The 23,221-nt window shown below is 45.5% G+C and carries 20 protein-coding genes; 7 read left to right on the top strand and 13 right to left on the bottom strand.

Features of this window, described 5'->3' with window-relative positions; all coding sequences use genetic code 11:
- Positions 1–1,719, bottom strand: a complete 1,719-nt coding sequence (locus tag V5G21_RS15760) for an ABC transporter ATP-binding protein (protein ID WP_212930177.1) — start codon at positions 1,717–1,719, stop codon at positions 1–3.
- Positions 1,720–2,426: 707 nt separating this feature from the next.
- Positions 2,427–4,454: a HelD family protein gene (locus tag V5G21_RS15755; RefSeq protein ID WP_095237221.1), complete on the bottom strand. Its 2,028-nt coding sequence runs from the start codon at positions 4,452–4,454 to the stop codon at positions 2,427–2,429.
- Positions 4,455–4,958: 504 nt separating this feature from the next.
- On the opposite strand from V5G21_RS15755, the gene phnD reads away from it, so the two are divergent.
- From phnD to proC, 5 genes are all read left to right on the top strand, one after another.
- Complete coding sequence (gene phnD, locus V5G21_RS15750; RefSeq protein WP_011246102.1) at positions 4,959–5,897, top strand: phosphate/phosphite/phosphonate ABC transporter substrate-binding protein; 939 nt, start codon at positions 4,959–4,961, stop codon at positions 5,895–5,897.
- Positions 5,898–6,017: 120 nt separating this feature from the next.
- Positions 6,018–6,818: a phosphonate ABC transporter ATP-binding protein gene (gene phnC / locus V5G21_RS15745; RefSeq protein WP_011246101.1), complete on the top strand. Its 801-nt coding sequence runs from the start codon at positions 6,018–6,020 to the stop codon at positions 6,816–6,818.
- Complete coding sequence (phnE, locus tag V5G21_RS15740) at positions 6,787–7,575, top strand: phosphonate ABC transporter, permease protein PhnE (RefSeq protein ID WP_011246100.1); 789 nt, start codon at positions 6,787–6,789, stop codon at positions 7,573–7,575. The genes phnC and phnE (V5G21_RS15740) overlap by 32 nt, the downstream gene beginning before the upstream one ends.
- Complete coding sequence (phnE, locus tag V5G21_RS15735) at positions 7,572–8,375, top strand: phosphonate ABC transporter, permease protein PhnE (protein WP_011246099.1); 804 nt, start codon at positions 7,572–7,574, stop codon at positions 8,373–8,375. Before phnE (V5G21_RS15740) ends, phnE (V5G21_RS15735) begins: the two co-directional genes overlap by 4 nt.
- Positions 8,376–8,465: 90 nt before the next feature.
- On the top strand, positions 8,466–9,266 hold the full coding sequence (gene proC, locus V5G21_RS15730; RefSeq protein ID WP_011246098.1) for a pyrroline-5-carboxylate reductase: 801 nt from the start codon (positions 8,466–8,468) through the stop codon (positions 9,264–9,266).
- A 109-nt stretch (positions 9,267–9,375) separates the two neighbouring features.
- Here the strand turns inward: proC and V5G21_RS15725 are convergent, their stop codons facing one another.
- The 3 genes from V5G21_RS15725 to V5G21_RS15715 form a co-directional block, all read right to left on the bottom strand.
- Positions 9,376–10,728 (bottom strand): MATE family efflux transporter, encoded by a 1,353-nt coding sequence (locus V5G21_RS15725; RefSeq protein ID WP_011246097.1) that lies wholly within the window; start codon positions 10,726–10,728, stop codon positions 9,376–9,378.
- Positions 10,725–11,315 (bottom strand): TetR/AcrR family transcriptional regulator, encoded by a 591-nt coding sequence (locus V5G21_RS15720; protein ID WP_011246096.1) that lies wholly within the window; start codon positions 11,313–11,315, stop codon positions 10,725–10,727. The genes V5G21_RS15725 and V5G21_RS15720 overlap by 4 nt, the downstream gene beginning before the upstream one ends.
- 127 nt (positions 11,316–11,442) lie before the next feature.
- The gene (locus V5G21_RS15715; protein ID WP_235360801.1) at positions 11,443–11,961 is read right to left on the bottom strand and encodes a histidine phosphatase family protein; all 519 of its coding nucleotides are present in this window, start codon (positions 11,959–11,961) and stop codon (positions 11,443–11,445) included.
- Between the two features lie 88 nt (positions 11,962–12,049).
- On the opposite strand from V5G21_RS15715, the gene V5G21_RS15710 reads away from it, so the two are divergent.
- Positions 12,050–12,889: an alpha/beta hydrolase gene (locus V5G21_RS15710; protein WP_011246094.1), complete on the top strand. Its 840-nt coding sequence runs from the start codon at positions 12,050–12,052 to the stop codon at positions 12,887–12,889.
- A 75-nt stretch (positions 12,890–12,964) separates the two neighbouring features.
- Here V5G21_RS15710 and V5G21_RS15705 read toward each other — a convergent pair whose 3' ends face one another.
- From V5G21_RS15705 to V5G21_RS15670, 8 genes are all read right to left on the bottom strand, one after another.
- A complete protein-coding gene (locus V5G21_RS15705; RefSeq protein WP_011246093.1) occupies positions 12,965–13,876 on the bottom strand; it encodes an ABC transporter permease in 912 nt (303 codons plus the stop codon).
- Positions 13,877–13,888: 12 nt separating this feature from the next.
- Positions 13,889–14,893, bottom strand: a complete 1,005-nt coding sequence (locus V5G21_RS15700) for an ABC transporter permease (protein ID WP_011246092.1) — start codon at positions 14,891–14,893, stop codon at positions 13,889–13,891.
- 64 nt (positions 14,894–14,957) lie between these two features.
- Complete coding sequence (locus V5G21_RS15695) at positions 14,958–16,607, bottom strand: ABC transporter substrate-binding protein (protein WP_011246091.1); 1,650 nt, start codon at positions 16,605–16,607, stop codon at positions 14,958–14,960.
- Positions 16,604–17,602 (bottom strand): ABC transporter ATP-binding protein, encoded by a 999-nt coding sequence (locus tag V5G21_RS15690; protein WP_011246090.1) that lies wholly within the window; start codon positions 17,600–17,602, stop codon positions 16,604–16,606. Before V5G21_RS15690 ends, V5G21_RS15695 begins: the two co-directional genes overlap by 4 nt.
- A complete protein-coding gene (locus tag V5G21_RS15685; protein ID WP_011246089.1) occupies positions 17,592–18,581 on the bottom strand; it encodes an ABC transporter ATP-binding protein in 990 nt (329 codons plus the stop codon). Before V5G21_RS15685 ends, V5G21_RS15690 begins: the two co-directional genes overlap by 11 nt.
- 288 nt (positions 18,582–18,869) lie before the next feature.
- Positions 18,870–20,699, bottom strand: a complete 1,830-nt coding sequence (locus V5G21_RS15680) for a hypothetical protein (RefSeq protein ID WP_011246088.1) — start codon at positions 20,697–20,699, stop codon at positions 18,870–18,872.
- A gap of 64 nt (positions 20,700–20,763) precedes the next feature.
- Positions 20,764–21,144, bottom strand: a complete 381-nt coding sequence (locus tag V5G21_RS15675; RefSeq protein ID WP_050748955.1) for a DUF4440 domain-containing protein — start codon at positions 21,142–21,144, stop codon at positions 20,764–20,766.
- 10 nt (positions 21,145–21,154) lie between these two features.
- A complete protein-coding gene (locus tag V5G21_RS15670) occupies positions 21,155–21,685 on the bottom strand; it encodes a GNAT family N-acetyltransferase (protein WP_011246086.1) in 531 nt (176 codons plus the stop codon).
- Between the two features lie 105 nt (positions 21,686–21,790).
- Here V5G21_RS15670 and V5G21_RS15665 point away from each other — a divergent pair, with 105 nt between their 5' ends.
- Positions 21,791–23,038 (top strand): YeeE/YedE family protein, encoded by a 1,248-nt coding sequence (locus V5G21_RS15665; protein WP_011246085.1) that lies wholly within the window; start codon positions 21,791–21,793, stop codon positions 23,036–23,038.
- Positions 23,039–23,221: the final 183 nt, after the last annotated feature.

Genomic DNA, 23,221 nt, shown 5'->3' with positions numbered 1-23,221 from the left:
TCACGCCTCCTTGCCATATTGCGACTTATAAATTTTTTTATAGAACGGCGATGACCGCAGCAACTCTTCGTGGCTGCCGAAGCCAACCAGTTCGCCGTATTCAAGCAATAAAATCCGGTCTGCCTGAGTCGCCGTTGACAATTTTTGCGTAACCATCATCGTCGTGCATGGTTGTTGCTCTAACGCCTTGAGAAAACGGGCTTCTGTTTTCGCATCAAGGGCGCTTGTGCTGTCATCAAGAAGCAACATTTTCGGCTTGCCTAGCAGGGCACGGGCAATGGAAATCCGCTGTTTTTGGCCTCCTGACAAATTGACACCTTGCTGGCCAACGAGCGTATCGTACCCATCTGGCAAACGTACAATCGCCTCATGAATTTGCGCCACTTTAGCAACTGCTTCGATTTCTTCAGCAGATGCTTCTGGAAAGCCCCAGGCAATGTTTTCCCGAATCGTCCCGGAGAACAACCGGACCGCTTGCGGGACATAGCCAATTTGCCTGCGCAGCTTTTGAACTTGCCACGCTGTAACGGATGTTCCATCAATGCGAACCGTTCCTTTTGTCGGTTCATAAAGTTTTGGAATGAGCTGGAATAATGTTGATTTTCCAGAACCTGTTTCCCCAAGAACGGCAACTGTTTCATTCGCCTTTACAGCGAAATCGATGTTTTTCAACACAAAGGGAGCCCCCTCTGCATAAGAAAACGATACATGTTCAAAGCGCAGCTCCCCTTTCATAGCTGGGGGCTCAGGCTTTGCCTCGCTTTCCTTTAGTTCGTCATCAGGCTCTAGCAGCACTTCCTCAATTCGCGTTGCCGAGGCTCTAGCCCGGGAAAAGACGATAATAATCATCGAAAAAACCGTTAACGCAGAAGTAATTCGCGTTGCATAGTTGACAATCGCCACAACATCGCCAACTTGTGTCGCACCATTGCCAATGTCAATGCTCCCAAACCAAAGGACAAGCAAAATCGAGCCGTTCATTAAAAACAGCAAAACAGGCAATGTCAATTCCATTAGGCGAAAAGCTTTTACCGTCCGATCCATCAGCTTGTTGCTTTCCCGAAAAAAACGCTGCGCCTCCTCGGCTTTGCGCACAAAAACGCGGATCACACGAATGCCAGTCAAATTTTCTCGTACCACATGGTTGACTGAATCGACTTTTGCTTGAACTTCACTAAAAATATGTACGCCTTTCTTTAAAATCCACATTAGAAAGAGGATGATCGGTGGGATCGTAATGAATAAAAACAATGCTAAACGAGCATTGACAGCAAATGCCATCACGCACCCGCCAATGATAAGCAACGGTGCTCTAGCCATAATGCGTAGGCTCATAAAAACCGTATTTTGGATTTGTGTTACGTCATTAGACAACCTTGTCATCAAAGAGGATGTTTCAAATGGCTGCAACTTTTCAAGGCTCGAACGCTGGATTGTTTTAAACATCGCATTGCGGATATCAAACCCTGTGCTTTGGCCAGCGTGGCCTGCATAAAAGGAGTTTAGCACGCCGGCTATAAACGCTAATAACGAAAGGCCGACCAATACGCCTCCCCACACAAAAACAGTCTTTAAATCATTTTCGATAATCCCGTCGTCAATAATCCGGGCAAGCAAGAGCGGTTGAATTAGTTCCACAGCCAACTCAAGCAACATAAAAGCAAAAGCAATCACTGCTGCTGCTTTATAAGGAAGCAAATAGGAAAAAACAGTTTTCACAGTAACGCCCCTCTTCCTGCACCAACCACCACAGTTCTTATTTTATATTATTTTCCTATCATAGCTTATTTTTTGTCTTCGTTCTATTATATTATCCTATAGCCGAAAGCAATATCGCCCATTCATTTGTTCTAACTGCATGCCAAGGTGCCCGCAGACAGAACGTCCTCTACCGTTGTTGTTATTTTGAGTAGAAAACGCTAAATTGTTTGTAGGAAATGAATAGCCCGATCTCCCTAGAAATAAAAAAACTTTCTGGGGAGATCCCACAGAAAGTTTACGCTGCAACGAACAACGATAAGAGTATTTGCCTACTAACTATGCCCCCGCCGACATTGCAATTAAAACAGCTCCTACTACACCGGCCACAAAAACGGCTGAAAGGATTTTCACAAACTTTGCGTTCACTAAAGTCACTCCCTATTGCAAATCTAGCTTGAACGAAAGAAATTAGCCGCTTAACCAAACAGCTCGACGTTATTTGACACTTTTCTTAAGTATACAACGGCTAGCACTTAGAAACTATGTAAATTTATCTTTATCATCTCCAAATTTAGCAAAAAACGTTCGAAAACTGACAGACCCTTCCTTTTAACCAGGACTTACTGACAGGAAGATTGTATGTGAACATCTTTAAAATGAGCAAGACACCTGCTTTCCTACTGAAATATCTTTGCAAAAAAGACGAGGTGTCAGCTCATTGACAATTAAGGAGCCAAGATTGGGGACAACGAACCGTCATACCAGACAGTCAGTTCATGAAGGGCCCGTGTGCAGCCCACATACAATAATTTTTTATGGAGTTCATCACAAGGATAATGGTCGTTTGTTACATCAGCTAGTAAGACAGCATCAAATTCAAATCCTTTTGAAAGATAAACAGGCAAAACAGAAATGCCGCCCTCATACCTTTCTCCTCCTGCTATAAGCAAATGGGCATCAAAGCCCGCTGCTTGTAGCTGCCTGCAAATGGCTGTGCTAGCTTTTTCCGTACGTGTAAGAACGGCGATGGTTTGTGTTTGTTTATCCTGCATCGCCTTTACCCAGTGCGCCACATGTTCCGTCGGCCTCTGTTCCACAACCACGTCTTGCCCGCTGCGAAAAACAGGTTTTGCTGGCGCAGGAGCGAAAGCCATTTGCTGAAGGATCCGGTTCGAAAATTCAATAATTTCCATCGTTGACCGGTAACTCCGCTCCATTTGTACATAGGAAACGTTGTTGGCAAATACCTCTTCAAAGGCAGCCCAGTTCGAAATTCCTTCGTCTCCGTGAATCCCTTGGGCTAGATCCCCTAATATCGTAAATCCTCCTGCGCGCGTCCGCTCTTTTAAAACAGCTAGCATAAAAGGGGATACATCTTGCGCTTCATCGATAACAACATGGTCGAAGCGAGCGTCGCGCTCAATTCCGTAAAGCTGTTGGTGCATGTACACAAGTGGAGCTATATCTTCGTAGCCTAACCGCTTCTCTTTCAGACTAGCAGGCACTGGCAGTTGCTGTTCTTTTAAAAAAGCGGTGTACAACTTAGCAAGATCAGGCTTGGGCCAGTAGGAAAGAAAGGAGCGCAAACGTTTAAGCGCTTCCGACTTAAAAGCCTGTTGTTCTTTTTTGTCTTCAAAGCGCTTTGCTTCGATCTCAATCCATCGTTTCGCGCGGGCATGAAAGCGCTCCCGCCGTTTCATTGGCGGCGAAGCGGCAAAATCCTGCTCAATCCACTGTTTCATTGTTTCTTTGTTCAGCACGCAGCCGTCCCACGGGCAAAAATCTTTTTTGGGCACCCTTTCCCCTACATAAGCATCGATAAAACGACGCATTTGCTTTTGGCATGCAAGCGAGCCTTTATAAGCAAGCACATCTTCTGACTGCTGTTCAAGTTTCGATTCAAATTGATTGGCCAAGCGTTTTTTCGTGTCATAAAGCTGATAAGAAGAACCAAGCACCGACAACCCCCAGTTGGCAAATGTACTTTGGGCAATCGTTCCTACTCCGAGCTCCGGCAGGACGTGTGAAATATAATCGAGAAACATCGCGTTTGGCGCAAAAATCACCATTTTCTCAGCCCGTAGCTGCTCGCGGAATTCATACAACAAATAGGCAAGGCGATGCAAGGCGACTGTCGTTTTCCCGCTTCCAGCAGCTCCTTGGATAATAAGCGGTTCTTTGATTGCATGGCGAATGATCGCGTTTTGTTCTGCTTGAATGGTCGCGACAATGTCTTTCAATTTGTTGTCTTTTTGCTCGCTTAACTTATATAACAAAAATTCATCGCCGCCGCTCATTTCTTGCCCTTTCGCATAGCTATCCACGACCCGCTGCAGACGGCGATTTCGAATCACAATGTTTCGCTTCAGCAAAATTTCACCTTCGACTATGCCTTCCGGTGATTGATAAAAAACATCTTCCTCACTTCCTGTAAACGAATAAAACAGTGAGGCAACCGGTGCGCGCCAATCAATTACGAACGGATCGCCGCTGTCTTCATCGTGAACGCCGACTTTTCCAATATAGAGCGCTTTTGTTTCCTGGTCCCACTCACAAAAGTCGAGCCTGCCAAAATACGGTTCTTGTCTGGCTGAATGAAGCGCTGTACGTAAATGCTCTCGCCTATCTTCCAGCACTTGTTCCGTAAAATCGCTCCCGCGGTAGCGCGGCACCTGCTCCAGCTTATCGCCTAGTTCATCCAGTCGGGCAAGCGTCGCCTGCAACTGCGCCTCTTCGGCTTCAAATATGGACATCGTATCACTCCTCCTAAAAGTTCTTCTCTATTGTCGCGAAAAACGAAAAAAAAGAATAGACTTTTTCTTTTCGTTTTGGTAAGCTTTATATAGTTCAAGTGCCAAAAATAAATATGCCATTATATGGAAACCTTCACCGAAGATTCGCTCTTTTGGTGAAGGTTTTTTGTATATTGTCTGATGATCTTCCATTGTTTTTTAAGGCTCGTTTACAATAAAAACATCGATTCTATAAAATCCGTATTTGCTTTTCCTCTATAATAAAATAGGGTTTGTTTGTAAAAAGATTGATCGATTAGGAGGCTGCTATAATAGGAGTTTTGCCGGATTGGTGTCGGACAGCGATTGAACAACCAAAAAGTGGCTTTACGACTCTTACTTCTGCTTTTTGATTGTTACAATCGCGCTCGTTGTCGAAAAAACGATTCTTGACGGTTTCACAAACAAATTCTACAATTATTGAGAAAGCTACATTTTTAACGAATAATTAGGGGGACAATCACATTGAAAAAGAAAGTTTTTGGCTCGTCACTTGTAGCTGTTACTGCCCTAGTTCTTGCCGCGTGCGGCGGAAATGACACGAACTCAGGTAACGGAGGCGACAGTGAGGACGGCTATTCGCCAACAGATGTTCTAAAAGTGCAATTTGTTCCATCACAAAACGCTGAAAATCTTGATGTGATTGCAGCGCCGCTAGAAGAGCTGCTTTCAGAAAGGCTAGATATTGACGTAGAGGTGTCTGTGTCGACAGACTATCCGTCTGTTGTAACAGCGATGGGTTCAAAAACGATCGATGTCGGTTTCTTGCCGCCAAATGCCTATGTAACAGCGAATGAAGAAGGCTATGCAGATGTACTGCTCCAATCGTTGCGCTATGGTGTAAATGAAGAGGACGGGTCCCAAACGGACGAACTAGTTAACTCGTACAAATCTCAATTCGTCGTGATGGCAGACTCTGATATCGAGTCCCTTGAAGATTTAGAAGGCAAAACCATCGCTTTCCAAGGCGCCACTTCCTCAGCAGGATATGTATGGCCAGCAGCTTCTTTGCTTGACGCAGGCATTGACCCGCAAAATGACGTAAAGGGCGTTGAATTTCAAGGGCATGACGCTGCGCTTATTGCGCTTCTCAATGGCGAAGTCGACGCAGCCGTAACTTTCCAAGATGCACGTAATACGATTAAAGAAGAATTCCCTGACGTGTGGGAGCAAACCCGAGTTGTGGCTTTAACAGAAGACATTCCAAATGATACCGTTTCCGTTCGCTCTGATCTGTCTCAAGAGTGGCGCGACAAAATTGCTGATGCCTTTATTGAGATCGGCGAAGACCCAGAAGGGCGCCAAATCATTTTTGATATTTATTCCCACGAAGGGTACGAGCTTTCAGAGGACAGCAATTTTGACATCGTCCGTGATTATGCGGAACGAATCCAACAACCATAAGGATCAATAGAACGTTACTTTCATTTATTCATAGCGAGAGTCCGCCTTGCGGGCTCTCCACTTATGTATTGTATGGCCATTTCCCTATCATGATCAGTTTATAAGAGAGTTGGGATACCGATGATCGAAATAAAAAATGTATCGAAAACCTATCCAAACGGGACGAAAGGCTTAAAAAATATTGATTTAACGATTGAGCGAGGCGAATTTGTTGTCGTCGTCGGCCTGTCTGGGGCGGGAAAATCAACATTGCTTCGTTCCATTAACCGATTAAATGAAATTACTGACGGCGAAATTCTCATTGACGGCCTATCCATTACGAAAGCAAAAGGAAAGGAATTGCGGCAAATACGGCAAAGAACGGCGATGATTTTTCAGAGCTTTAATCTTGTAAAACGTTCCTCTGTCTTGCGCAACGTGCTGTCAGGCCGCGTCGGTTACCATGGAACATTGCGGACCGTTTTAAATTTATTTCCTAAGCAAGATGTCGAGCTTGCCTTGCAAGCGCTCAACCGTGTCAATATCCTTGAAAAAGCCTATTCCCGAGCAAGTGATTTGTCTGGCGGCCAACAACAGCGTGTAGCGATCGCTAGAGCACTTGCACAAGAACCAAGCGTCATTTTAGCAGACGAACCAACCGCTTCTCTCGACCCATTGACAACGAAACAAGTTATGGACGATTTAAAACGCATTAATAAAGAAGACAAGATTACAACAATTGTCAACTTGCATTTTATTGATTTGGCACGAGAGTATGCGACACGGATTATTGGCCTCCGGGCTGGCGAGGTTGTATTTGACGGTCCTGTCTCAGAAGCAACAGATGAAAAATTTGCTGAAATTTACGGGCGCCCGATTCAAGAGGACGAGCTCTTAGGGGAGGAATTGGATGAACCAGCAAGCGAACATGCCAGTCAATAAGCCCCCCCGGACAAAACTTTATATGACATTATTGCTGCTATTTGCCCTTATAGGCGCGAGCGCTTGGTACATAGATGCAAACCCGCTCATTATTTTAAGCAAGTGGCAAAATGTATTTGAACTCGTCTTTAAAATGTTTCCACCTGATATGACTTTTTTTGTGAATGCGACACAGGCAATGCTTGATACGATCCGAATGGCATTAATTGGTACGACGATAGGCGGAATCATCTCCATCCCGATTTTATTCCTTTGCGCACACAATATTGTCAATACGCCTTGGATTTACCAACCTGCCCGGATTGTCTTGAATATGCTGCGGACAGTGCCAGATTTGTTGCTCGCCGCCATCTTTGCCGCCATTCTTGGTTTCAACACATTAGCCGGCGTAGTGGCGCTTAGCATCTTTTCAATCGGAATCATTGCCAAGCTTTCATTTGAAGCGGTGGAAAACATCGACCAGGGGCCGTTGGAATCAATGACATCGGTTGGCGCCAACAAAATCCAATGGATCGTCTTTGGCGTCGTTCCGCAAGTGTTGCCTCAATTTACGTCCTATGTTCTATACACATTCGAAATTAATGTCCGTGCCGCTGCGATTTTAGGGTTAGTTGGAGCTGGAGGCATTGGACTTTTATACAAACAGGCAATTGGCTTTTACAATTTTGACCAAGTATTGGCGTTAATCCTTTATACATTTTTAGTTGTATTGCTAATCGATTTTATTAGCTTAAAAATTCGGGAGCGTCTCATATGAGTGATTTAAGAAGCACAATCGAAAAGCCGAAAAAGCGCCGGATCCAATCAGCCGCGATTATTCTTGGGCTGCTGCTCCTTTACATTTGGGGCTTTGGCGGCATTGATTATAGCGGAATTACGAAAAATGCCTGGGTGATTACAGGCGCGATCATGGACGGATTTTTAAATCCTGATTGGTCTTATGTATACCGTCCAGGCGAAGTCGATTTAATTTCAAATTTGCTTGAAACGTTTGCCATTGCTCTTGTTGGCATTAGCCTCTCTGTCGTTCTTTCCTTTCCAATTGCATTTTGGGCAGCGAGAAACTTAAGCGTAAAGCGAATTGTCTCAGGATCAGGGAAGTCCTTTTTAAGCTTTTTCCGTACATTCCCTGATATGGTCATGGCGTTGCTATTTATTGCGATTGTTGGCCCTGGCCCGTATGCTGGAATGCTCGCCCTTGGCTTTAGTGCGATCGGCATGCTTGGCAAATTATACGCCGAAGAAATTGAATCGATTGATCCCGGCCCTGCAGAAGCGCTCGTTGCCGCTGGGGCAAACAAATTGCAAATCCTCTGGTTTGCGGTCGTTCCCCAAGTGTTGCCTGGCTTTATTTCTGCGACATTGTACCGATTTGAAATCAATATGCGCTCGGCTTCGACACTTGGTGTGGTCGCTGCTGGAGGGATTGGCACGCCGCTTTTGTTTGCCATTCAAGGCAGAAGTTGGGACCGTGTCGGCATTATTTTGATTGGCTTAGTCGTATTTGTGTTGATCATTGATTTAATTTCCAGCGCATTGCGCAAAAAAGTTGTGTAATTGTCAGATTGAGCGAAAATGCTTGTTTCTCTCCAGTCTGACCAATGCCAAATTAGCTGGCATGCATGATTCTTTTTAGGAGGATAAACGTTGCCATCGATTTTATTTATTGGCGCTGGCCGCATGGCTGAAGCGATTTTTTCCGGGTTGTTGCGCCAGCCTAAGCAACCATTTGATTCAATTTATGTCACCAATCGCACGAACAAAGAGCGCCTTGGCGAGCTAGCACAACGTTATGCCATTACGCCAGTTGACACACATGGAGCGATTGCCGCAAAGGCAGATGTCCTTCTGTTAGCGATGCCACCGTCTGCCCATGGAGAAGTCCTTTCCGAGTTGGCCCCTATGATTCGCGGCCAACTCATCATCACCGTTGCTGCTGGAATTGGTCCGAGTGACATGGAAGCACAATTGCCGGAAGGAACAGCAGCGGCATGGATTATGCCGAATACGGCGGCACAAGTTGGCACATCGATCAGCCTCTACGCATTCGGGAAAAACGTAGCTGAAAAGCAAAAGCTGCTCGTGAAAGAGATTGTTCACGCCATTGGAGCAGGGGAAGAGCTATCGGAAGAGCAAATTCATGATTTAACCGCAATCACGGGCAGTGCGCCGGCTTTTGTCTATGAATTCGCGCTGCAACTGGAAAAAATGGCTTTATCCTATGGCATCACCGATAAACAAGCGCGGCATTTGGTAAAAACGATGCTTGCTGGCAGCGTAAAGATGTTAGAAACAGGCGCTCCCCCGCAGGAACTGCGTGACCAAGTGACGACGCCTGGCGGTGCGACTGAGGCAGGGCTTGTTTCCCTTGGCAATGACCACTTTTCCGCGATGCTTGAACGTGCGGTTCATGCTGTGACAGACCACGCAAAAAACAAACGAAATTAACTACTACATGGATCTTTTTAGAAAGCGGCCTATAAATGAACGAAAAACCGCTGATAGCAAACACTGTTATCAGCGGTTTTTATGCACTCTTTTTAACGTGACGGTACCATTAAAGTCCTTTATCCTCCCTAAAAACAATCCGGTTCCGCTTTAAATAAACGAGGATAAATGCCAATACTGCTAGTTCGGCGAACGGAATGGATAGCCAGATCGCATTGGCGCCAAACACAAACGGGATGGTAAGAAGAAACAGTAGCATAAAAAAAATCTCTCTGCCTGCGGTAATCCACGTCGCTACTGCCACAGAACCAATTGATTGAAAATAACTCATTAAGACAAAATTAATCCCCATGACAAAATAAGCAATGAAAAACAAGCGTATCCCAAGGGTAGCCATTTCCTTTACTTCAGTGGGAAAATCACCAAATAAATGGACAATCGGTGTAGCTGCCACTTGGCCAATTAAGAAGCAAGCCGCCCCAGCGATAAAAGCAGTCCTTATAGCGATTCGCATAATCGCCCGTTTTTTCGCGGTTTCATCTGCTCCGTGGAAGTAGCTGATGATCGGCTGAATCGCCGATCCCATTCCTAAGAACATAAGCAACATGACGCCATGAACATAATTTAAAACAGAAAAAGCCGCTACGCCCACTGTGCCCGCTAAACGGGCAAACATAATGTTATGTGAAATCGTAAATACAGAAATGCCTACTTCAGCAAGAAAACTTGGGAAGCCAAATGTAAACGCTTTGACCGTTAAAGGCTTTTCAAATCTAAATGGAACAAGTTTGAGATTGCTTTTCTTCGTAAAAAAATGGGTAGTGAGCACAAGCAACCCTAATGTTGCCGCCAAAATCGTGCCAAACGCAATTTCACGAACCCCCATATCAAACACATATAAAATCATATAGTTGATCCCTACATTGGAAAAAGCGGTTGTTACAAGCGCTGCCATCGCCAAGTTTGGATTGCCGTCATTGCGTACAAAAATGCTAAACGCATTTTCCAATGTGAAAACAAAGCCAAACACTAAAAATACATTCATATAATCAGCGGCAAACGGAGCCGTTTCATCATTGGCGCCCAGCGCATAAACGAGCGGTTCATGGAACATCCAAGCAATGAAGCCAATGATCAGTGTGCCTGACCCAATTAAGACTAAAGAATGGGTAAAAATAAATCGGGCACGCTCGGGCTCTTTTCGCCCCATGCTCTGAGAGTACAAGGTCGCACCGCCAATGCCAAGCCAAAGGGACATTGCGACAAACACGGTGTATACCGGTCCAGCAATATTAACGCCAGCAAGAGCGACTGGGCCCAATTTATTTCCGACCATAATTCCATCAACCGCCAAGTTGACAGCCATTAAAATCATCCCAACTAATGATGGGATTAAATAACGGAGAAATATTTTCCCTATTGGTTGTGTGTCTAAAGGATTTTGTGTATGTTGTGTACTCACGTATCTTCACCTGCCATAATTCCTCGCCAAAAAACGGCCCAGCCAGCAGCCGTCTTTTTCTTGATTCTTTCTTTATCTGCCCCATACACGAGCTCAATAGCCAAAGCATCCAACAATGCCATAAAAGCAAGCGTCGGCGTTTCCGGGTTTTGGCTTCCGATTCGTTTCGCCTTTATCGCTTTCGCAAACAACTGATAGATGAGCCTTTCAATTTGCTCCTCATTGCGCATAAAGATCTCCTCAACTTCATCATAAAGGTGAACGGGCGGGAAAAACGAAATTCGCAGCCAAAAGAAAAACCGTTCATCTTCCTCTACAAGTCGTTTATGTTCAGACACATAACGGTAAAGTTGTTGTTCAAAGGCTTCGTCTTCGAAGTCTTCGAGCAGCTGCTTTTTCATACCCAATTCCAACTCAGCCACATCATGAACGACTTGCATAAACAAATCGTCTTTCCCGTCAAAATGCGTATAAATGCTCTGTTTCTTTATGCCCGCTTCATGGGCGATTTGCGACAACGATGCGCCTTCATAGCCATGCCGTGAAAAAAATTTAAACGCGGCGGCTTTAATGTCTTTAGCTGTCATTTTCCACCCCACCTTCCGAACGTTCGTCAGGAAATTATAGCAAATGCTGCTCGGAAAGACTAGTTTTATTTTTTAAGAGAACGAGCCAGCTTGGAAGCACATGGCATCACAAGCTGGCTCATTTTTTCTAGGAAAGGTCGATTTTTGTGATTGTTTGACCTACTAGATCGACGTGAAAAACTTCGGGGCACTGCATTTGTTTCCATTGCTGAAAACCAAATTGTGGATCGATTGTATGCAACAGCAACGAAATTAGGTTTCCATGGCTAACAATGACAGTGGGTTCTTCAGTTTTTGCGGCTTCCTCCACAACGGCCAATATCCGCTTTTTTGCTTGATTGGATGACTCGCCACCTGGCCATTGTTTGTCCATGTCGTGAAAACTGCTCTCTAACAATTCCAACCAATTGTCTGCCGGTTTCCCGCATAAAACCCGTTCCTGTAAACGTTGGTCTTGCTTTATACGAAGCGCTAATTTTTCTGCGGTTGGTTTAGCGGTCGCCACTGCACGGGCAAATGGGCTTGAAACGATATGTTTAATGCCTTTTCGATGAAAAAAATCAGCTAAGCGTTCAGCATCGCTTTCCCCCTTATTTGTTAAGGGAGCATCGGGCTGTTGCCCAGTTGCCTCGGCATGCCGAACGATATATAAGGATGATTTCAGTGTTTACGCCTCCTTTACATCTTCCTTAAACTCATGGGAAAATAATGAAAAACAGACAAGGAGTTTCCCTATGCACATCCAACTGTCAGATGGCTGTCTCGTCTATGCGAATAAGCGTGTCACCGGATTACCAACACTCTTCCTACATGGCGGCCCTGGATATTGGAGCGGCTCTTTTGAACAGCTCGCTGGCCCCATATTGGAGAAAACAAGAACAATGATTTACCTTGATCAACGAGGTTGCGGTCGTTCACAACATGCGCCTTCGTCTACCTACCGTTATGACCGCTTGCTTACAGATATGGAAGAAGTCCGCCGTTTTTTTGGCTTTCACAAGTGGAGCGTGTTCGGCCACTCGTTTGGCGGCTTACTCGCCTTTCTCTATGCCTTACAGTACCCTAACCGGGTAGATTCGTTAATTTTATGCAATACGACGTTGTATATGGCTGAATCGTTAACCTATCAACTAAAGTACGGGAGCAATCTTCTCGGGAAAACCGTTAACCCGCCTACACAAACAAGTTTATTGGTGAAGCACTTTCAAGATACCATTATCCAACTCCGTGAAGCGGGAAACTGGGAACGTATCCAGTTTCAACACACCGCACATGCAAAGCGGTTAGAACAGGCCGACGATCGCCCCGATAACCAAAGCGACCATCGCTTTCAGCAGGCATTCTTGCATTCTGACTTGTTCGCAATCGATTATCGAAAACGGACAACTGAATTTGTTAAGCCTGTCCTCATTCTTGCAGGCAAGCATGATCATGCAATCGGCCCTCACCATTATCAGCGTTTCTCGTTTCCAAACCAACAAATCGCGCTACTTGATTGTGGCCATCATCCTTACGCTGAAGATGTTGCAAGTTTTTACAAGGATATTGAACAATTCTCAAGTGTGAAGCTGTAAACAGACAAGGGGCTAATGGTGTTTACGACTCGTAGATGCTTTCGCCCCTTAACGCTGCATTCATAACCGATTGCCTTATTTCCCCTTCATTTTCGGGTCCAATGCATCGCGCAACCCATCACCGATCATGTTAAAGCCAAGCACGACTAGCATAATCGACAAGCCTGGGAAAAGGACAGACCAGTAGGCGTTTTGAATATAGCCTCTTGAATCAGCAAGCATTTTGCCCCACTCTGGCGTCGGCGGGCTCGCCCCCATGCCGAGAAAGCCAAGTGCGGCCGCTTCAATAATCGCGACGCCAAATCCTAACGTCGCCTGGACAATGATCGGCGCCATGCTGTTCGGGAGAATATGGTGGAACAGCAAACGGCCGTTTTTCATTCCTTGGGCACGAGCCGCCATTACGAATTCTTCCTGTTTAAGGCTGATGACTTTAGACCGTACAAGTCGTGCAAAAATCGGCACGTTAATAATCGCAATGGCTAGCATCGCGTTGGAAAGCGACGGGCCAAGAATAGCGACAATGGCAATCGCCAGCAAAATGCTCGGAAAAGCAAGCATCACATCAAAGACACGGGAAAGAAGCATATCAACCCACTTTCCGTAAAAGCCTGCAATCAGCCCGAGCAGCGTACCGACAACCATTGCACCGACGACGGCGAAAAAGCCGATCAAAAGGGAAATCCGCGCTCCATAAGCGACTCTTGTAAACACGTCGCGGCCGAGATCGTCCGTACCAAACCAATGATCGCCAGAAGGGGGCAATAACCGAATCGACGAATTGGTTTCAGCAAATGAATACGGCGTTAAATAAGGGGCCAGCAATGCGAGTAATAGAAAACAGATAATAATGATTAAACCAATTAAAGATAGTTTATTTTCGATTAGCTGAACAATCATAGTCGCCCATGGAGACTTTGCTTTGTTCTCCTTTTTATCTGGACGCTTGGGAGATGGGTTTGTTGCTAACTGCGTTTCCGTTTCCACATCCGGTCCCCCCTAATCATATTTAATCCGCGGGTCAATGGCGGCATAAAGCAAATCAACCACTAAATTGATACAAACAAAAATGAAGGCGATCACAAGAATCCCTGATTGAATGACCGGATAATCCCGGTATGAAATGGCGTCATAAATGTAGCGTCCAATCCCTGGCCAACTGAATATCGTCTCCGTTAAAATCGCACCACCTAAAAGAGTGCCCGCTTGTAAACCAACGACTGTGATGACAGGGATAAAAGCGTTTTTCAAGGCATGCTTGTAGATGACAACAGACTGGTTCGACCCTTTTGCTTGGACAGTGCGAATATAATCAGACCGGAGCACTTCAAGCATGCTTGAACGGGTCATCCTGGCAATGATCGCCATCGGAATGGTGCCAAGGGCAACCATTGGCAAGACTAAGTGTTTGAGCGTCGTCTCTAATTGTTGCCAGTTCCCAGTCAATGCTGCATCTAAAATATAAAGATGTGTGATCGCTTCAACTGGTTCACGAGGATTGTTGCGGCCAAAAGCTGGAAACCAGCCAAGCTCCTGGGCAAAAAACCATTGTTCCATTAATGCGAGCCAGAAGACGGGCATGGAAACGCCAATCAGTGCGATAACCATGCTTGTATAGTCAAAAATCGAGTTTTGCTTCCAGGCGCTAATAATTCCGGCGTTGACGCCAACAAAAATCGCAAACAACATCGCAAAAACGGTTAACTCTAATGTTCCGGCCAAATACGGCCACATTTCTTGAGCAATGTCATTATTCGTCCTAAGGGAAACCCCTAAGTCGCCTGATAGCAAATCGGATATGTAAACGCCATACTGCACCCAAAACGGCTCATTTAAGCCAAGCTGTTCTTCAAGTGCTGCAATCGCTTGCGGCGTTGCTTGTTCCCCTAAAATCGTTTGCGCTGGGTTCCCAGGAATGAGCTGGATAATCGAAAATGTCACAAGCGTCATGCCAAAGAGAACCGGTATAAGCAAAAGAACCCGGCGAATCGCGTACGCCAACATCGGCTTCACCTCATTTTATTGAATAAAGACAGGCAGCAGGAAATTGTCTGCTGCCTGCAGTAGGCTAGTTTGAAATTTCTACATGTTTCAAGCTCTCGCTTGTTGACGGATGCGGAACATAGCCGGAAATGGTGTCGACGCCAGCGAGCGCAGGAATGGCATGGACAAGAGGCACCATTGGCGCTTCCTCATGAATGATCAATTGCGCTTCTTCGTACAATGCCGCCCGTTCGTCTGGATCAATCGTCGTCTTTGCTTCTGCTAACAAGGCATCGACTTCTTCGTTGCTAAAAAACATTTGGTTGCTGCCAGGAATGCCGTCTGTAGACAATAAGCTGCCAAGGAAGTAATCAGGGTCGCCATTGACGCCAGACCAGCCAAGCATGAACATATCTTGATAGCCAAGCTCGATTTCCTCCAAGTACGTTGCCCATTCTTTTGTGACGATATTAGCAGTAATGTTTAATTCACTCAGGGCATCTTGGATCACCACCGCTGCTTGTTCAGGATCAGGCATGTAAGGGCGGCTCACCGGCATCGTCCACAAGTCAAATTCAAATCCATCGCCATAACCAGCTTCTTCGAGCAATTCTTTTGCTTTATCCATATCGTATTCATAGGCGACAACGTCATCATTGTGCCCAAGGTAGTCTTTTGGTACAGCATTGGCAGCCGGCTCCGCCAATCCACCGTAAATATTATTAATAATTTCGTTTTTATCAATGGCGTGGTTAATAGCCTGGCGCACGCGGACATCATTAAATGGCTCCTTTTCTATGTTGAAGCCTAGATAGCCAACGTTGTTTGGCGTCCGCTCAAACGTTGTTAATCCTGCTTGCCCTTCAATCATGGCGGCATCATCAGGGGCAAGGCCATCCATTAAATCAATTTCACCAGATTGGAGCGCCGTTAAGCGCGCTGAGTTATCAGGGATCACTTGGAAAGTGACGCCATCTAGTTTTGGCAAGCCCTCCTGCCAGTAATCTTCATTTTTTTCGAGGACAATGCTTGCGTCTTTTGTCCAACTGACAAATTTGAACGGCCCTGTACCAACTGGATTTTCATCAATATCAGCGCCATATTCTTCAAGGGCTGCTGGAGATGTTATCGCAAAATAACTCATCCCCATGTTTTGTAAAAATGAACCAAGGGGTTTGGACAGGACAAACTCGACTTCATAATCATCAATCACATTAATTTCCTCAATCACATGGCCATCATCGCCTTTAAAACCGCCGAACTGGGTGCCATATACACTGTAACTGTACCCTTCATCGGTAAAGGCATATTCATGATCCGGGTCTGCCCAGCGCTCAAAATTTGTTTTCACTGCATCGGCATTAAATGGCGTGCCATCGTGAAATGTAACACCTTCTTGTAAATAAAACACATAACGGAGCCCTTCGTCATCAACATCCCAATCTTTAGCAAGCCCTGGCTCCAATTCAAATGAATCATCGGCAAATTCAATCAACGTTTCATAAATTTGTTTGGTCACACGAGACGATTCCCCGTCTGTAACCGAAGCATAATCAAGGCTTTGCGAGTCGCCGCCACGGGCAAAAATAAGCGTGCCTCCGCTGCTGCTTTCTTCACCGCCGTTGTTGTTTTGTTCGCCATTTCCATCTGTGCTTGTTTCATCGCCTCCGCATGCACCAAGGACAAAGACGGCTAACAACGCCGCAGAGAAAAGAGGCATTTTTGCTTTTTTCATTTGATCATCTCCTTTTCGGTGGTTTCATTATACAAATGGCACGCTGTAAACTGCCCATTGCCGACGTCACGCCAAACAGGCGTTTTTATTTTGCATATGTCCATACACGAGGGGCAGCGCGTGTGGAACGTACAGCCACTCGGTGGATTTGACGGGCTTGGCACATCGCCAGTAAGAACAATCCGTTCATTCGTAATATCTGGGTCAGGAACGGGAACGGCTGACAATAATGCTTTTGTATACGGATGCTTCGGACGCTCATATAACGTGTCTTTGTCCGCCAATTCGACAAGCCGGCCAAGGTACATCACACCGACACGGTCACTGATATGCTTGACCACGCTTAAATCATGGGCAATAAACAAATATGTAAGCTTAAATTCGTCTTTTAATCGTTCCATTAAATTTAAAATTTGTGACTGCACCGAAACGTCTAATGCGGAAACCGGCTCATCGCAAATCACAAGTTTTGGGTTTACCGCCAGTGCCCTAGCAATCCCAATCCGTTGGCGCTGGCCGCCGCTAAACTGATGAGGATAACGCTTTGCATGTTCTGGACGCAAGCCTACCGTTTCTAATAGCTCTGCGACTTTCTGTTTTCGTTCTTCCTTCGTGCCAATGCCATGCACGTTTAAAGGCTCGCTAATGATTTTTTCAATTGTGTGCCGTGGATTCAGGGAAGCATATGGATCTTGGAAAATCATTTGCATATCCCGGCGCAATTTTCGTACTTCTTCAGCGGACAAAGCTGTCACTTTTTGACCGTTAAAAACGACTTCCCCTTCCGTCGGCTCGATCAAGCGCAAAATCGACTTTCCCGTCGTTGACTTACCGCAGCCTGATTCGCCAACAATTCCTAAAATTTCGCCTTCCTTGACCGAAAATGTCACACCATCTACTGCTTTCACTTCTCCGATTTTTCTGGAAAATACGCCGCCATTAATGGAAAAATACGTTTTTAACTGCTTTACTTCCAAAATCGGCTTAGCCGGCATCTTCGTTGCCTCCTTCATATAGCAAACAACGGCAAGCATGGCCGTCCTCTAGCTCAAGAAGCGCTGGATTTTTCTGAAAACAGGCCTCAAAAGCAAATTCGCAGCGTTCAGCAAAACGGCAACCTTGTTCAATTGCTCCTGGCTGTGGGACAGTGCCTGGAATCGAGTACAATTGCTGTTTTCGTTCTGTAAGCTTTGGCAACGAACGGATAAGTCCCTGTGTATACGGATGTTTCGGCTGTTTTAAGATCGTCCGCACAGTGCCTTCTTCCACAACTTGTCCCGCATACATGACAACGACTCGGTGGCAAATGTCGGCAACAACGCCTAAGTCATGGGTAATGAGCAAAATCGCCATGCCCTTTTGTTCATTAAGAGATTTCATTAAATCAAGAATTTGCGCTTGTATCGTGACATCGAGCGCTGTTGTCGGTTCATCTGCAATGAGCACTTCTGGATCGCAAGACATTGCCATTGCAATCATAATCCGCTGCCGCATCCCGCCTGAAAGCTGGTGGGGATACTCATGAATGATTTCCTCCGCTCGCGGTATGCCGACATCGCGTACTAGTTGGATCGCTTTGGCCCGGGCTTCTTTTTTGCTGATTTTGTTATGGTTGCGAATTGCCTCAATCAGTTGGTTTCCGATTGTAAACAGAGGGTTAAGGGACGTCATCGGCTCTTGGAAAATCATTGAGATTTCTTTTCCTCTTAACCGTTTCATTCGCTTGGCCTTTGCCTTTGCAATGTCTTCGCCTTTATAGAGGATTTCGCCACCGGCAATTTTTCCAGGCGGACTTGGAATTAACTGCATAATCGACAGCGACGTTACGCTTTTGCCGCAGCCAGATTCACCGACAATCCCTAACACTTCCCCTTTTCGGACATGAAGGCTGACGCCATCTACTGCAGGAACGGCTGTTTTGCCAGACTGGAACGTTGTCTGCAAATTTTTAAGCTCTAACACCACTTGTTCCATCGGCACCCTCCTTTTTCAAAAGTATCGAAATATATCTTTTAAGATACATAAGTTTTTATAATAAAGCAATAAATTTTTACACTTTTATTATTATTTTTCCTTCATTTTTAATTCTCTATGTTATGTTTTCTAACAAGGCGCGTTCGTTTTCTCACTTACAAACCCTTCCTGTCTTAATTAGTTGCATGTTTCGATTTTCCTTCTATGAATTTCCCTTCCTTTCTCGTTCAAAAAAACAACGGGCTAAAAACGAGCCCGTTGTTTTTCCTGTACATCTTTATTCTGTTCTTACTCGGTTTCTGCTTCACTGTCTGTCTCTTGTTCAGTGCTGTTTTGGTTTTCTGGTTCTCCACCTGTTTGCGTTTCATCGAGTTCAAATTCTTCCACTTCGCCAAATTCGTCATCAACAGTTGCATTCGTAAATTCAATCACTTGCAATACATTTTCTTCTGTATCGACCACAAGTGCTTCAATCTCATCGCCTGGCTCAATAAATACCGCATTAGCGCTAGTGGTGACGTCAAATTCAAGCACACGGCTCTCCCCTTCTAGCAACACTTGCAAAAAGCGGCTATTAAATGTATCGCTTACCCGGTATACCTTACCAGAAACGGTTTCTTGCTCGTATAAATCGGTCGGGATATAGTCATCATCTGCCAAATCAGTCGCCAGCATTTGCCGATAATTATGAAAGGCTTCTTCACGGGATGCGCCTCTTGCCACACTGGAAGAATCGGCGTGTACCATCGCGATTTCACGCATTAAGCCACTTTGGTCGACAACTGGAACGACCCACGTGTAATTGTCATAAACCGAGTAAAGGACAGGTTGTGTTCCTTCCCATTGTTCACGTTGGTAGGAACGGTTGACCGCATCCAGAGCGCCACGGGCATTGGTCATTCCTGAATTTCCTGTATAATAGGTTGCTTCCCCTGTTTGCGCATTTACCATTGTAAAGCCAACCATCGCATTTGAATCTTGATTGGGCCGCATATGGTCAATCATCCAGTACATATCGCCATCGGCCCCTAATACGCCGATCATTTCCTCGTCACTTGTCGGCTGGTGGACGCCTTCCTTCGCAAACAAGGCGTTGATTAAGCCGTTGCTGTAAGTACCAAACCAGTTCGCATAATCGAGGGCGATGCTATAATCAATCGCATTGTCGACAAACTCAGGCTGTTCCCCTAATCGATACTGCTCCATTTCCCCCGTCACTGCATCGACTAGTATCACACCGTCTGCTTTCGGTGCTGTGCGGTAGTGTTTGTAATAAGCATATGAATAGGCGTAATACGGGTTGCCATCATCGTCTGGTTCAAACGAATAGCCAAGTAAAATGATATCACCATATGCTTTGCGGACATGGCGGTCAAGATTCTCACCAAAAAAGGCACTCGGCACATATTTCATTTCATAGTCATCAACAAGCTGTGCTTCCGCATTCGGATTTTCAGCACTAACCATGACATAGCCTGGTGCATGGTCAGCTCGCAGCCACCGCCAAATACTCGAATATTCAATCGGCGATACCCAGAACAGTTCGTCATTGATTTTCTGGATGCTCGTTTCCCCTAATTCATAAAACGAGTAATTGTCAATGTTGCCAAAGACGATTTCCGATTTGTAACGCGCGTATGTATAAGGCACGGAACGAACCCCGTCTTCTGTCACCGATTCAATTTGCTCTTCACTCACCTCAAATTCACCAAGCTGTGCGAGTTCTTTTGTTACGGTCAATGGATACACATAATTCATCGCTAACAAACCAAGCAAAAGCAAAACGCCAATGCCGCTTTCCTTTCCGACAGAAAAACTTGGTTTCTTTAACTTTTTCACCTTACTGCCTGATTTTTTGCTTGGTTGCGGAACGAAATGAACGAGCCCGGAAACAATTAAATTGATTGCGACAACAAAACCAAACGTATTTAATAGGCCAGTGACACTAACGTCAATTAACCATACATAAATAAATAGAAAGCTAAGTACAAGTCCAAATAAATAACGGGCTCCTTGTGCATACAACCATGATTTCGGTCTCTCTTTTAAGCGACTGGCCCATGTAAATACATTTAAATTGACACATGTGAACGCCATAATCAAAATCCAACTGAGCATATCTTTCTCCCCCTCTCTCTCCATTTATACGCATGCTGGCGCTAAAAAGTTTCATACCGCCCCTTTAAGTGAGTAGTGAGTTTAATTGCTCTGGATCCCACTTAGTCACCGTCCCTTGATGAAACACCATCTTCCACTTTCCTTGCTTATTTTGCCATATCGAACTGCGAAGCGTCCTCCTGCCGCTATTTTTGTTAATGATGAAATAAGTGGCAAGTGCCGTATCCACCGCAAGCATCCGAACTTGAAAATGGGACAATTTCCAATGAGGAACTGTTTTTTGATTTTCTGCAAATACATCCTCTTTGTGGATCACTGTACCGGAACTGCCAAATTCAAAAAAATCATCATCCAAAAGCTCACTAAGGCGGTCGAGCGATGTCCGCACTTCTGCAGTAAGCAACGCTTCTTCTTGGCTTTTCAACAACTTCGTTAGCTCTTCCATTGTATCCCCCTTATTTGAGTCTTTTTTCTGCCCATTCCTCTCGTAAAATCGCATACAAGTACTCATCCCACCAACCGCCTGACCGAGTAGGAATGCATTGCCGGCAAAATCCTTCTTTACGCATACCAATGGTCTCCATTAACTTCCAAGAGGCGATGTTTTCCGGCTGGCACGTGGCTACAATGCGATGGAGACCGATGTTAGAGAATCCCTCCTCTATACAAGCTTGTGCAGCTTCTGTCGCAAAGCCTCTCCTTTGCCATTTTGGATCGAATACCCAACCAATCTCATACGTATGGCCGCCAAAGTAATCAAAAAAATCAATATGCCCAATTAAAGAATCGCTGTGTTTTTCGATCACAGCAAAAGCCTTTGCATTATTACCGCTATTCGTTCTCACAAATGCTTTTGCTCCTTGTTTGTCTAATGCTCCACCTGGTATATAGTGCATGACCGCCGTTTGCCTAGCATAGTCATACAATCGGCTCCAATCGCTTTCTTGAAAAGGTCTTATGAATAGACGGTTCGTTTCTAACTCCATGGTCTTCCTCCCTTTCATCCTTATTTCCTCGTTTTCTTGACAGAAATACAAATAGCCTTTACGATATAATTCGGACTAAATTAATAAGATTAGAAGGTGATTTTGTTGTCTGTAATCGCATCATCGCAACCACACCGAGACATCCAACAGAACAAAGCACCCGCTTTAAACCGCCCGCAAAACCGGCTTGTCATTGGCGGCCTTGTGGTCGCGGCAGCGTTAACACTATTTTTGGCTTTTACACAAGATATTGTCCAACCGCTGCTCCTTGTCATCGGTTTAGGGCTTGGGTATACATTATTCCATGCTCGTTTCGGCTTTACATCGGCTTTTCGACGCCTAGCCTCTGTCGGCAACGGCCAAGCGATCCGTGCCCATATGGTCATGCTTGCTGTTGCTTGTTCTTTATTTGCGCCGATTCTCGCAATAGGCACAACATTTTTTGGCGCTGAAGCCACAGGCAACGTCTCGCCTGTTGGCGTCAGTTTGATTGTCGGCGCCTTTTTGTTCGGCATCGGCATGCAGCTTGGCGGCGGCTGTGCCTCAGGGACTTTGTATGCCGTTGGCGGCGGCCGTTCTGTTATGTTTATTACGCTATTATTCTTTATCATCGGTTCAACAATTGGCGCTGCACACTTTAGCTTTTGGATGAACGATATGCCAGCCGCAGAACCGTTTTCCCTTGCTACGTCGACGAACCTTGGCTACGGCGGTGCTTGGCTCGTATCGTTGTTGATTTTTGGGGCCGCCATCCTGTTGTCGCTCTGGATTGAGAAAAAACGCAACCCGCCGAAAATGGCTGCTTTGCCGTCAGCAAGTGGGTGGAAACGGATTTTCCGCGGTTCGTGGCCACTTATGGCCGCTGCAGTTGCCTTGGCAGTGCTTAATGCGCTTACTCTTCTTACGCGCGGTTCGCCATGGGGTGTAACGTCAGCTTTCACGCTCTGGGGCTCAAAAGCAGCAGACGCGCTTGGATTTAATGTAGAAAGTTGGGGTTACTGGCAAGGCAACATTGACGCGCTCCATGCGTCCATTTTCGCCGATACGACAACCGTATTGAACTTTGGCGTCATTTTAGGAGCCTTTATTGCGTCTGCCGCAGGTGGCTTATTCAAATTCTCAAACATTACCGCCAAAAATGCCGCAGCATCCGTGATTGGCGGATTGCTTATGGGCTACGGCGCACGCCTTGCTTTTGGCTGTAACGTCGGCGCTTATTTTAGCGGCATTGCTTCCTTTAGTGCCCATGGCTATATTTGGGGGGTAATGGCACTTGGTGGTACCTTTTTGGCTCTCTATTTACGGCCTCTTTTTGGCCTTTCCGTACCAAAACCGAAAGACACATTTTGTTAAACCGAACCGGCTTGGGAATCTTCTCCAGCCGGTTTTTTTGTGCGCTGACGCCTTCAATTGAGGTTATTGTAGCATAGTGGCAGATGGGCGAAAAAAATTTTCCTAAAAAAACAAAAAAGTTTGGCGCTGTAATGGACTAAATCGCCAAACTGTTGTATGGTGTTTATTATAGAAATTTTCATT

This window comes from Shouchella rhizosphaerae (genome assembly GCF_036700015.1).
In the GTDB taxonomy this organism is placed as follows: domain Bacteria; phylum Bacillota; class Bacilli; order Bacillales; family Bacillaceae_D; genus Shouchella; species Shouchella rhizosphaerae.
Note: the sequence above shows the minus strand (reverse complement) of the source record. Positions and strands in the feature narration are given on the sequence as shown.

Bases quoted from the DNA above. Each gene is read 5' to 3' on its own strand.
- V5G21_RS15680 (WP_011246088.1), bottom strand. From the start codon at position 20,699: ATGCTCAGTTGGATTTTGATTATGGCGTTCACATGTGTCAATTTAAAT.
- phnE (WP_011246100.1), top strand. From the start codon at position 6,787: ATGAACCAGCAAGCGAACATGCCAGTCAATAAGCCCCCCCGGACAAAA.
- V5G21_RS15720 (WP_011246096.1), bottom strand. From the start codon at position 11,315: ATGACAGCTAAAGACATTAAAGCCGCCGCGTTTAAATTTTTTTCACGG.
- V5G21_RS15710 (WP_011246094.1), top strand. From the start codon at position 12,050: ATGCACATCCAACTGTCAGATGGCTGTCTCGTCTATGCGAATAAGCGT.
- V5G21_RS15675 (WP_050748955.1), bottom strand. From the start codon at position 21,144: ATGGAAGAGCTAACGAAGTTGTTGAAAAGCCAAGAAGAAGCGTTGCTT.
- V5G21_RS15755 (WP_095237221.1), bottom strand. From the start codon at position 4,454: ATGTCCATATTTGAAGCCGAAGAGGCGCAGTTGCAGGCGACGCTTGCC.
- V5G21_RS15685 (WP_011246089.1), bottom strand. From the start codon at position 18,581: ATGGAACAAGTGGTGTTAGAGCTTAAAAATTTGCAGACAACGTTCCAG.
- V5G21_RS15695 (WP_011246091.1), bottom strand. From the start codon at position 16,607: ATGAAAAAAGCAAAAATGCCTCTTTTCTCTGCGGCGTTGTTAGCCGTC.
- phnE (WP_011246099.1), top strand. From the start codon at position 7,572: ATGAGTGATTTAAGAAGCACAATCGAAAAGCCGAAAAAGCGCCGGATC.
- V5G21_RS15670 (WP_011246086.1), bottom strand. From the start codon at position 21,685: ATGGAGTTAGAAACGAACCGTCTATTCATAAGACCTTTTCAAGAAAGC.
- phnC (WP_011246101.1), top strand. From the start codon at position 6,018: ATGATCGAAATAAAAAATGTATCGAAAACCTATCCAAACGGGACGAAA.
- V5G21_RS15700 (WP_011246092.1), bottom strand. From the start codon at position 14,893: ATGTTGGCGTACGCGATTCGCCGGGTTCTTTTGCTTATACCGGTTCTC.
- V5G21_RS15690 (WP_011246090.1), bottom strand. From the start codon at position 17,602: ATGCCGGCTAAGCCGATTTTGGAAGTAAAGCAGTTAAAAACGTATTTT.